Origin of the sequence: Thiolapillus sp. (genome assembly GCF_048562965.1) — a bacterium.
Lineage (GTDB): Bacteria > Pseudomonadota > Gammaproteobacteria > Chromatiales > Chromatiaceae > Thiolapillus > Thiolapillus brandeum_A.
In genome coordinates this window covers 1-8,777 of the sequence record NZ_JBHNMF010000101.1, presented here as the reverse complement: position 1 = coordinate 8,777, position 8,777 = coordinate 1, and the positions used below count along the sequence as shown (strand labels likewise).

Below are 8,777 nucleotides of genomic sequence, written 5' to 3'. Positions count from 1 at the left end.
GGTTGTCAAAGGCCGAGTCGATTTTGGGGACTGGGATGTCCCAAAATCTATCACGAGGCCGAAGACACGCTTGTACACAGCTGCCTGAGCAGCAAAAGCAATGGATGCTGTTCCGCAGATGGCAAGAAGGATGATCGGTTTCATGTCAATTCCAGAGTGACCCGTGCAACAGGGCTGATTGAAGGGATGTGATACTCCTTGAAAAAAGGATGGCATAGCAGAGCAGGGATGATCAAGCGGGTGTTTTCTCCCAAAGCCGGATAACGCCAACAGCGATTCTCGATAGGGATTTCCATTTTTCCGGTAATCTAAGATTTGTTTTCAGCTATCGTCAGGACAGTGGCAGGATGATGGTGACCCGCAATCCCTTGAAATCGGATGATTCGTCCAGTTGCATGGTTCCGCCGTAAAGCCCGGTGATATCGTTCACGATAGCCAGTCCCAGTCCGTGACCCGGCTGGTTTTCATCCAGGCGTTGACCGCGTGCCAGCAGTGCTTCGCGCAGTTCGGGATCAATACCTGGACCATCGTCTTCCAGTGAGAGGAACAGCTCGCTGTTGGTTTTGAGTTGCAGCCTTATCCTGTGCTGCGCCCATTTTGCTGCGTTGTCCAGGAGATTGCCCGCAAGCTCCAGCATGTCGTTCTGGTCGAGGGCAATACATTGTGGTGCATCGATGTCCAGGTCTATCTGTAAGGGTTTTCGGTGGTGAAGCGCCTTTACGGTTTCTGCGAGGTCATGGAGATCCTGTTCCGGGCAGAAATGCTGCCCGATGGCGGCACGCCCCGTGATCCTGGCGCGCTTCAGTTCCCTTTCAATCAGCTGTTGCATCTGCTGCGCCTGTTCGGTCAGTACGGTTTCACCCTGCTTTTCACCATGACGATAAATCAGGTTGAGCGGCGCCTTGAGGGCATGGGCGAGATTTCCGACAGCATTTCTCGAGCGCTCCTGGTGTTGTTTCCAGGCCTGGAGCAACTGGTTGAACTCCTGCACCAGGGGGCGGACTTCCGCGGGTACATCATCGCTGATCTGGGTGCGCAGTCCCTGGCGCACTGCCCTGACATCCTGCCGGATGGTGTCGAGGCGGGTGAAGGAGCGCCGGATGGCCAGGCGCTGAAGCAGCAATATGAGCAGCACGGCCGCCAGTGAAGCTGCGACGCCTATCCATAGAAAGTGCCAGATGGCAGTAAGCAGGGGTGCGACATCTTCCGCAATGGCGATGGAAAACTTTTGCCCTTCCTTTTCGTAGTTGGCCTGCCAGATGAGCAGATGCTGTCCCTGGGGGCCGGGTGCCAGCCAGTAACGGGGTTGCGCGGGAGGTTTGTCCGGAGTCACCAGTTGCTGGTCCCAGAGGGAGCGCGAGACCAGCCGTTTGCCGTCGCCGAACTGCACCATGTAATAGTGACCCGACAGGGGCTGGGTATAGATGGGTGGCAGTGACCGGACCACTTTGTGCTGTGTCATGTCCATACTGCTGAGGATGGCTTCAGCATCGTGATGGAGACGGGACAGGGCAAACTGTATGGCGCTCTCCCGCCCGATCCAGGCAGCGATTCCCAGCAGCATCAGGAGCACCACCAGCAGCAGGCTGCCCATGGTCCAGCTAAGGGCGTTTTCCAGGGAACCGCGGTTATCAGCCCTTGAAGACATAGCCCTGTCCTCGCCGGGTTTCGATACGTTCCTTACCGATTTTTTCCCGCAGGCGGCGGACGTAGACCTCGATGAGGTTGCTGTCGCGGTCAAAGTCCTGCTCGTAGACGTGTTCTGTAAGCCGTGTCTTGGAAAGCGGTTTGTCGGGATTCATCATGAAATAGCGCAGCAGCCTGAATTCCGTTCCAGTCAGAGGCAGGGAAGAGCCATCATCCAGGATGATCTGCTGGTGCTCTTCGTCCAGGCTCAGACCGTCGGAATGCAGTTGTGTCGTCAGCCTGTCGTGACTGCGGCGCAGCAAGGCTTGCAGCCTGGCCAGCAGTTCTTCGAAGTGGAAAGGCTTGGTGAGGTAATCATCAGCGCCGGCTTTCAGGCCATCCACCTTTTCCCGCCAGCTGTCCCGCGCAGTGAGAATGAGCACGGGCATTTTCAGGTCCTGTTCCCGCCATTGAGCCAATACGTCCAGTCCGTTCACGAGCGGGAGCCCCAGATCCAGTATGATCAGATCGTAATGTTCCGTTTCACCCAGAAACAGGGCTTCGCGGCCATCTGCGGCGTGGTCCACGGCATAACCTGACTGGCGCAGTTCCGGCGCCAGGTCCGCGACCAGAGTGGCATCATCTTCGGCCAGCAACAGCCTCAATCTTCTTTCTCCCGTTCAACGATTTCCGCGGTATAGGGATCGACGTGCAGTTCGTAGAATCTGCCTTCAGCCGTCACCAGTTCAAACTCATAGTGCATGATGTGACTGCGGTGTTCACGCTCGATCTCGAGAATGCGGGTGCCTTTGGGCAATTGCAGCCGCCCGATGATGGTTTGCAGGGGCAGGGGGTCCTTATCCTTTTTTTCCAAGGGGCGTACGGCCATCGGTGAGGCCGGCTTTCCTTCTTTCTCGTAATCGTGCCATTGCCTGTTGGCCATCCACAGGGCCAACAGCCCGAGCAACAGGATTCCGGAAACAATATAACGCATGCATTGCAGCCTATCAGGCGGAACTGAACCGAAGCTGAATCGTCAGCTTTCTTCCGTTTTCAGCTTGGTTTCAGGAAGCATCGGTAAACTGCGCCGTTATCGTCCGAAGCCGCCTTGAAATCGAGACCATTGATGAACACTGGAAACACGAGACATTCTATACAAATTGCCTTGCTGTTGCTGTGCCTGGCACCGGCAACCCAGGCTGGCAGCCTGGCAGAAACCGTGCAGGTTTCCGTCGAGCGCAACCCGCAGTACTCCCGGCACCAGGCCCTGCGCAAAGTGGAAGCCGGTTACAGGCTGCAGTCGGACAGCCTGTTCAGCGGAGACCCGTAGGCCGGTCTGTCCGTGGCGGGTGATCCCATGGGCAGTGATTTCGGTTACGAAGAATATGTCGCGGGTGTTTCAGTGCCGGTATGGCTTCCCGGGCAACGGAATGCGCGCCGCGCCATTGCAGACAATCTGGGCAGTCAGGCAGACATGGCGTTGCAGCGCCTCACCTGGGAAGTGGCCGGGGAAGTGTTGGATCGTGCCTGGCGGTTGCGTATCGCCGGGGCAGAGGTAAAGCAGGCGCTGAAGCAATGGGCGGCTGCCCGTGCGCTGGAAAAGGATATCGCGCATCGCTTCAGGGCAGGGGAGCTGACGCGCAACGATCTGCTGCTTGCGCAGCAGGATGTGGTGGAGACCGAAGCGGTTTATCAGGAAGCAGTCAGCGGTCAGCAGCAGGCCAGGCTGGCCTGGTTCAACTACACCGGAGTGCATGAACTGCCGGATGATCTCGAGCAGTTCAACAGGAGCGGAAATCCGCCGGATCTTGCACAACATCCCCAGCTGCGATCGGCGCTGGCACAAACCGGTACAGCACTGGCGAAGGTCAATGATACCCGCCTGCAGCGCCGGGCTGCGCCAGTGGAATCTCTCTATGCCAAGCGTGACCGGGGCATGCGGGGCGAGGAATACACAGATTCTCTGGGTATCGAATTGAGCATCCCTTTCGGCACAGGTTCCCACGCAGCACCGGCGATTGCTGAAGCTGAAGCAGAGCTGACCGGCGTGGAAGCCGAGGCAGCCCTGCTGAAGCGTGAACTCGAACTGAAGATTGGCAATGCGGCGCAAAATGTGGCGAAAGCGACGCAGTTGCTGGTGTTGGCAGAAAAGAAAAATGAATTTTCCCATGCGCGCCTGAAACTGGCCCGTCGCGCTTTCGAGCTGGGGGAGATGGATCTCTACCAGTTGTTGCTGGCGCAGCAGCAGGCAGTACGGGCAGAAAAAGATCTGCAGATACGCAAGCTGGAAAAACAATTTGCCATGGCGCAACAGAATCATCTATCCGGAGTGATCCCACAATGAAAAAGACTTTGCTGGGCATGGCCCTGCTGTTTACAGCCAGTCTCCATGCCGCACCACTGGTGACAATCGAACCTGCACAACAGCAGGCGCTGGGTATAAGCACTATTGCCGTGGAACCTGTTACCCGGGCCTGGGGCAGTACCTATCCTGCAAAGGTCAGAGTGCCCAATGCCCAGCTCATGGTGGTCAGTGCACCTCAGGAAGGACTGCTCAGTGTACTGAAAGTCGCCGAAGGCGAGCCGGTACACAAGGGCCAGGTCCTTGCCGTGATCCAGAGCCCGAAGCTGGTGGAAGAACAGCGACTGTACCTGGAAGCGCGCAGCCGCCTGGGCTTGTCCCGCGCCGAACTGAACCGGGACAAGCAGTTGAAGGCGGAAGGCATCATCGCCGATCGGCGCTTTCTGGAAACCCGTGCCCGCTACATGCAGGCGCGTACCGAAGTGGACCAGCGCCAGCAGGCGCTCCTCCTGGCGGGGATGGGGCAGCCCGCCATCGACGAGCTGGAAAAGAAACACAAGCTTTCCGCCAATCTTGTGGTGCGTTCCCCTCTGGATGGCGTGATCCTGGCGCAGCTGGCCATGCCCGGACAGCGGGTGGAAATGGCCAGCCCCATCTACCGTATCGGATGGCTCGATCCCCTGTGGCTGGAGATACAGGTTCCCCTGGAACAGCTGCGTGATATCGCCGTTGGCACGGCAGTCAGAGTGCCGAAATTCTCTGTTGAAGGGAAGGTCATCACCATCGGCAGCATGATCCATGGTGAAGACCAGGGCGTGCTGGTGCGTGCGGAAATTCCCAACGCCGGGAGCGTCCTGCGACCCGGACAGTTCGTCGAGGCCCAGCTTGCCCAGGCGGGCGACAAGAAGGCCTGGCGTGTGCCCCGGCAGGCATTGTTGCGTGTGAATGGCAAGACCTGGGTGATGGTGGGTCGAAGTGCAGGCTTCCAGCCCGTGGAAGTTTCCATCAGCGCTGAAGAAGCCGATGCACTCATCATCAAGGGAAATCTCAAAGCAGGTGACAATGTAGCCGTGAGCGGCACTGCCGCCCTCAAGGCAGCCTGGCTGGAAGGGGAAGGCTGATGCTGGCGCGCCTTATACAGTTTGCGCTCACCCAGCGCCTGCTCATGCTGCTGGTCGTGGTGCTCCTGGCCGGTGGTGGCTGGGTGGCCTTCCAGAAGACGCCCATCGATGCCTTTCCCGATGTTTCCACCACCCAGGTGAAGGTGATCATCAAGGCGCCGGGCATGACGCCGGAAGAAGTGGAGTCACGTATCACCGCTCCCGTGGAAGTGGAAATGCTGGGCATTCCCAACATGAACATGCTGCGTTCCATCACCAAGTATGCGCTGGCTGATATTACCGTGGACTTCGAGGAAGGCACGGACGTCTACTGGGCGCGCCAGCAGGTATCGGAGCGTCTGTCCGGCATCTGGGATGATCTGCCTGCCGATATTCAGGGCGGTATCGCCCCTCTGACAACGCCTCTGGGAGAGATGTTCATGTTCTCTGTGGATGGCGGCGATCTGGATCTGCGTGCACGTCGGGATTTGCTTGACTGGGTGATCCGGCCCGCTTTGCGCACGGTGCCCGGCGTGGCGGATGTCAATTCACTGGGTGGTCTGGTGCGCACCTTCGAAGTGGTGCCGGACAATGCCCGCATGACCGCGCGCGGCATCAGTCTGACCCGGCTGCGCGATGCGCTGGAGATGAACAACCGCAACGACGGTGCGGGCCGTCTCAACGATGGTGAAGAAGTGTTGGTGGTGCGTACGGAAGGCGCGATCACCAAACTGGAAGATATACGCAATATCGTGGTGCGGCCCGATCCCACACAGCCTGTGCGTCTGGGTGACGTGGCTGAAGTGCATATCGGCTCACTTACCCGCTATGGTGCCGTCACCAAGGGTGGCAAAGGTGAAGCTGTGGAAGGCCTTGTGCTGGGGCTTCGTGGTGCCAATGCCGGAGAGCTGGTCAGGGGTGTGCGCAGCAAACTCGAAGAGCTGGCTCCGGGACTTCCCGAGGGCGTGAAAATCAATGTGTTCTACGACCGGGGCAAGCTGGTTTCCCAGGCCGTGGGCACGGTCACCAAGGCCCTGGGCGAAGCCATCGTGCTGGTGGTCATCCTGTTGCTGCTGTTTCTGGGTAATCTGCGTGCGGCCCTTACCGTGGCACTGGTGCTGCCCCTGGCGGCGCTGGTGACCTTCATCATGATGCAGCAGTTCAGCATGTCTGCCAATCTCATGTCTCTGGGAGGACTGGCCATCGCTATTGGCATGCTCGTGGATGCTGCCGTCGTGGTCGTGGAAAATATCATCACCCATCTGGCCCACAAGGGTGAGAGCCGCCTGCCGCGCATGCACCTCATCTATCGTGCGGCGCGGGAAGTTGCCGTGCCCATGACCGCGGGCATACTCATTATCATCATCGTGTTTCTGCCATTGCTCACGCTGCAAGGGCTGGAAGGCAAGCTGTTCATTCCCGTGGCGCTGACCATCGTGTTCGCACTTTCGGGTTCGTTGCTGCTGTCGCTCACGGTCATTCCCGTATTTGCCTCCTATCTGCTGGGCAAGGTCTCCCATGAGGATCCCTGGCTGGTGCGCCTGCTGCAGAAAGTCTATACGCCGGTACTGGCCTGGTGTCTGAACCATGTGAAGATCGTGGTTGCCGTGGCATTGGCCATCCTGGTGGGTGCAGGCTTCCTCTATACCCAGGTGGGCAAGACCTTCATGCCCACCATGGATGAGGGTGATCTCATCGTGCAGCTGGAAAAACTGCCTTCCATCAACCTGGAACAGTCCCTGAAGATCGATATGGCGGTGCAGCGTGAGCTGATAAAACGTGTACCGGAGGTGACCAGTGTCATTGCCCGTACGGGGTCGGATGAGCTGGGGCTGGATCCCATGGGTCTGAACGAAACTGACAGCTTCCTGGTGCTCAGGCCGGTGGAAGAATGGACGGTGCCGGACAAGGAGGCGCTCAAGGAAAAGATTCGTGATGTGCTCAAGGACTTCCCGGGTGTGGCCTATGCTTTCACCCAGCCTATCGAGATGCGCGTCTCGGAGATGCTCACCGGTGTGCGCGGTGACCTGGCTATCAAGATCTTCGGTGAAAGCCAGGATGAGCTGAACAGCACGGCTGATGCGGTGGTCAGGGTCATCCAGCAGATCGGTGGCGCGTCCGATGTCTATACACCACGCAACGAGGGTGCCCAGTATTTCAAGCTGGTGGTCGACCGTCTTGCCGCCGGTCGTCTGGGCCTGGATGTGGACACCCTGGAAGACACGCTGCGCGCGCAGATCGAGGGTCTGCGCCTGGGTACCGTGTATGAAGGCACCCGGCGGATTCCCCTGGTGATCAAGGGGCCGGAAAGCCTGCGTAATTCTTCCGCCACCTTCGCCGGCCTGCACCTGGCGCTGCCCGACGGACGGCGGGTGGCTCTTTCCAACCTGGTGAAGATGGAGCGTAGCGAAGGCCCGGTGTCTGTGCAGCGGGAGAAGGGCAAACGCATGTCCGTGGTCATTGCCAATGTTTCCGGTCGTGACCTCGTGAGTTTCGTGGAAGACGCCAGGCAGCAGGTGGCCGACAAGGTGAAACTGCCCACCGGCTTCTACCTGGAGTGGGGCGGCGAGTTCGAGAACCAGCAGCGTGCTGCCCAGCGCCTGTCCATCGTGGTGCCCGTGGCCATCGGCCTGATTTTCCTGATCCTGTTCTCCACCTTCCGCTCCGCGCGGCAGGCGGTGCTGGTGCTGTCCAACATTCCCTTTGCCATGATCGGCGGCATTGTGGGGTTGTGGGTCACCGGGGAATACCTGTCCGTACCGGCCTCCGTGGGGTTTATCGCCCTGCTGGGCATTGCGGTACTCAACGGTGTGGTCATGGTGACCTACTTCAACCAGCTGCACGCCATGGGCAAGTGCCTGCAGGAAGTCGTGGTGGAAGGGGCCAGGCGCCGCTTGCGTCCCGTACTCATGACGGCCAGCATCGCTGCCTTTGGTCTGGTGCCCCTGCTGTTTGCCACAGGGCCGGGTTCCGAGATCCAGCGTCCCCTGGCCATCGTGGTCATCGGCGGCCTGATCTCGGCCACCCTGCTGACTTTGATCCTGCTGCCCATCCTCTATCGCCGCTTTGCCTTTGCCCAGGAGAAGACCTCATGAATGCAACCCGACTGGACGATATTCAGGAAGAAGAGAACGAAGCGCTGCTCACCCTGGTGCTGCCTCCGGCCTTGTCCGACATGCTGGTGGACTGGCTGCTGGAGCAACCGGAAGTGGAGGGCTTTATCAGCCTGCCCGTGAACGGTCATGGCGGTTCTGAACACAGCATGAGCGCGGCAGAAAAGGTGGCAGGTTATCGCAAGGGCTGGATGGTGCAGACCCATATGCCGCAGAAAGCCGCCTGTGAACTGCTGGGCCGTCTAAAGCAGCAGTTCAGGGGCAGTGATGTCCACTACTGGATGATGCCGCTCATCGTGGGTGTGCATCTGGAATAGAACGCTGCTGTTATCATGGCCGGAGGAGAAACAGAGAGACAGGATTGAACAGGTGGCTTTGATTACAGCTGTTGTTGGTGCGGGCGTTGTGCTGCTCTTTGTGATTGCCTGCTTGCATGAGCGCAGCCAAACCGACGCACTGCTGAAAATCCTGTTCGACAACGCAGCCGGTTTGCCGCCGGAAGCCGTGGATTTTTCGGCTCTTGGTAAAACAGTGTGGAAACTCAGTAAAATAGCGCTATCCACTACCGCTGATGATGGGGGCCACTATGGAACTTGAAGAGCACTATAGCCAACTACTGGGCATCAATAGTCCGTG

9 protein-coding genes are annotated in these 8,777 nt (G+C 58.7%); 6 read left to right on the top strand and 3 right to left on the bottom strand.

The genetic code is table 11. The features are described from left to right. Window positions 1-331 precede the first annotated feature (331 nt). The 3 genes from ACOCD2_RS07510 to ACOCD2_RS07500 are packed head-to-tail and all read right to left on the bottom strand — an operon-like array spanning window position 332 to window position 2,620. A complete protein-coding gene (locus tag ACOCD2_RS07510) occupies window positions 332-1,648 on the bottom strand; it encodes a sensor histidine kinase (protein WP_293645822.1) in 1,317 nt (438 codons plus the stop codon). Continuing rightward, the gene (locus tag ACOCD2_RS07505; protein WP_293645820.1) at window positions 1,632-2,291 is read right to left on the bottom strand and encodes a response regulator transcription factor; all 660 of its coding nucleotides are present in this window, start codon (window positions 2,289-2,291) and stop codon (window positions 1,632-1,634) included. Before ACOCD2_RS07505 ends, ACOCD2_RS07510 begins: the two co-directional genes overlap by 17 nt. Further along, complete coding sequence (locus ACOCD2_RS07500; RefSeq protein ID WP_293672527.1) at window positions 2,288-2,620, bottom strand: PepSY domain-containing protein; 333 nt, start codon at window positions 2,618-2,620, stop codon at window positions 2,288-2,290. Before ACOCD2_RS07500 ends, ACOCD2_RS07505 begins: the two co-directional genes overlap by 4 nt. A 132-nt stretch (window positions 2,621-2,752) precedes the next feature. On the opposite strand from ACOCD2_RS07500, the gene ACOCD2_RS07495 reads away from it, so the two are divergent. Genes ACOCD2_RS07495 through ACOCD2_RS07470 form a run of 6 tightly spaced genes read left to right on the top strand, consistent with a single transcriptional unit; the run spans window position 2,753 to window position 8,738 of the window. Further along, window positions 2,753-2,956, top strand: a complete 204-nt coding sequence (locus ACOCD2_RS07495; protein ID WP_293645818.1) for a hypothetical protein — start codon at window positions 2,753-2,755, stop codon at window positions 2,954-2,956. Window positions 2,957-2,983: 27 nt separating this feature from the next. Next, window positions 2,984-3,970, top strand: coding sequence for a TolC family protein (locus tag ACOCD2_RS07490; RefSeq protein WP_293679737.1), 987 nt, complete (start codon window positions 2,984-2,986; stop codon window positions 3,968-3,970). After that, on the top strand, window positions 3,967-5,049 hold the full coding sequence (locus ACOCD2_RS07485) for an efflux RND transporter periplasmic adaptor subunit (protein WP_293645814.1): 1,083 nt from the start codon (window positions 3,967-3,969) through the stop codon (window positions 5,047-5,049). The genes ACOCD2_RS07490 and ACOCD2_RS07485 overlap by 4 nt, the downstream gene beginning before the upstream one ends. Beyond that, on the top strand, window positions 5,049-8,123 hold the full coding sequence (locus ACOCD2_RS07480; protein ID WP_293645812.1) for an efflux RND transporter permease subunit: 3,075 nt from the start codon (window positions 5,049-5,051) through the stop codon (window positions 8,121-8,123). Before ACOCD2_RS07485 ends, ACOCD2_RS07480 begins: the two co-directional genes overlap by 1 nt. Continuing rightward, window positions 8,120-8,458, top strand: a complete 339-nt coding sequence (locus tag ACOCD2_RS07475; protein WP_293645810.1) for a DUF3240 family protein — start codon at window positions 8,120-8,122, stop codon at window positions 8,456-8,458. The genes ACOCD2_RS07480 and ACOCD2_RS07475 overlap by 4 nt, the downstream gene beginning before the upstream one ends. Window positions 8,459-8,510: 52 nt before the next feature. Beyond that, window positions 8,511-8,738, top strand: a complete 228-nt coding sequence (locus tag ACOCD2_RS07470; protein ID WP_293672525.1) for a hypothetical protein — start codon at window positions 8,511-8,513, stop codon at window positions 8,736-8,738. Window positions 8,739-8,777: the final 39 nt, after the last annotated feature.

What these genes read in the sequence shown, in the direction of transcription:
- ACOCD2_RS07475 (WP_293645810.1), top strand. Translation starts at nt 8,120, where the DNA reads ATGAATGCAACCCGACTGGACGATATTCAGGAAGAAGAGAACGAAGCG.
- ACOCD2_RS07510 (WP_293645822.1), bottom strand. Translation starts at nt 1,648, where the DNA reads ATGTCTTCAAGGGCTGATAACCGCGGTTCCCTGGAAAACGCCCTTAGC.
- ACOCD2_RS07485 (WP_293645814.1), top strand. Translation starts at nt 3,967, where the DNA reads ATGAAAAAGACTTTGCTGGGCATGGCCCTGCTGTTTACAGCCAGTCTC.
- ACOCD2_RS07495 (WP_293645818.1), top strand. Translation starts at nt 2,753, where the DNA reads ATGAACACTGGAAACACGAGACATTCTATACAAATTGCCTTGCTGTTG.
- ACOCD2_RS07500 (WP_293672527.1), bottom strand. Translation starts at nt 2,620, where the DNA reads ATGCGTTATATTGTTTCCGGAATCCTGTTGCTCGGGCTGTTGGCCCTG.
- ACOCD2_RS07490 (WP_293679737.1), top strand. Translation starts at nt 2,984, where the DNA reads ATGGGCAGTGATTTCGGTTACGAAGAATATGTCGCGGGTGTTTCAGTG.
- ACOCD2_RS07480 (WP_293645812.1), top strand. Translation starts at nt 5,049, where the DNA reads ATGCTGGCGCGCCTTATACAGTTTGCGCTCACCCAGCGCCTGCTCATG.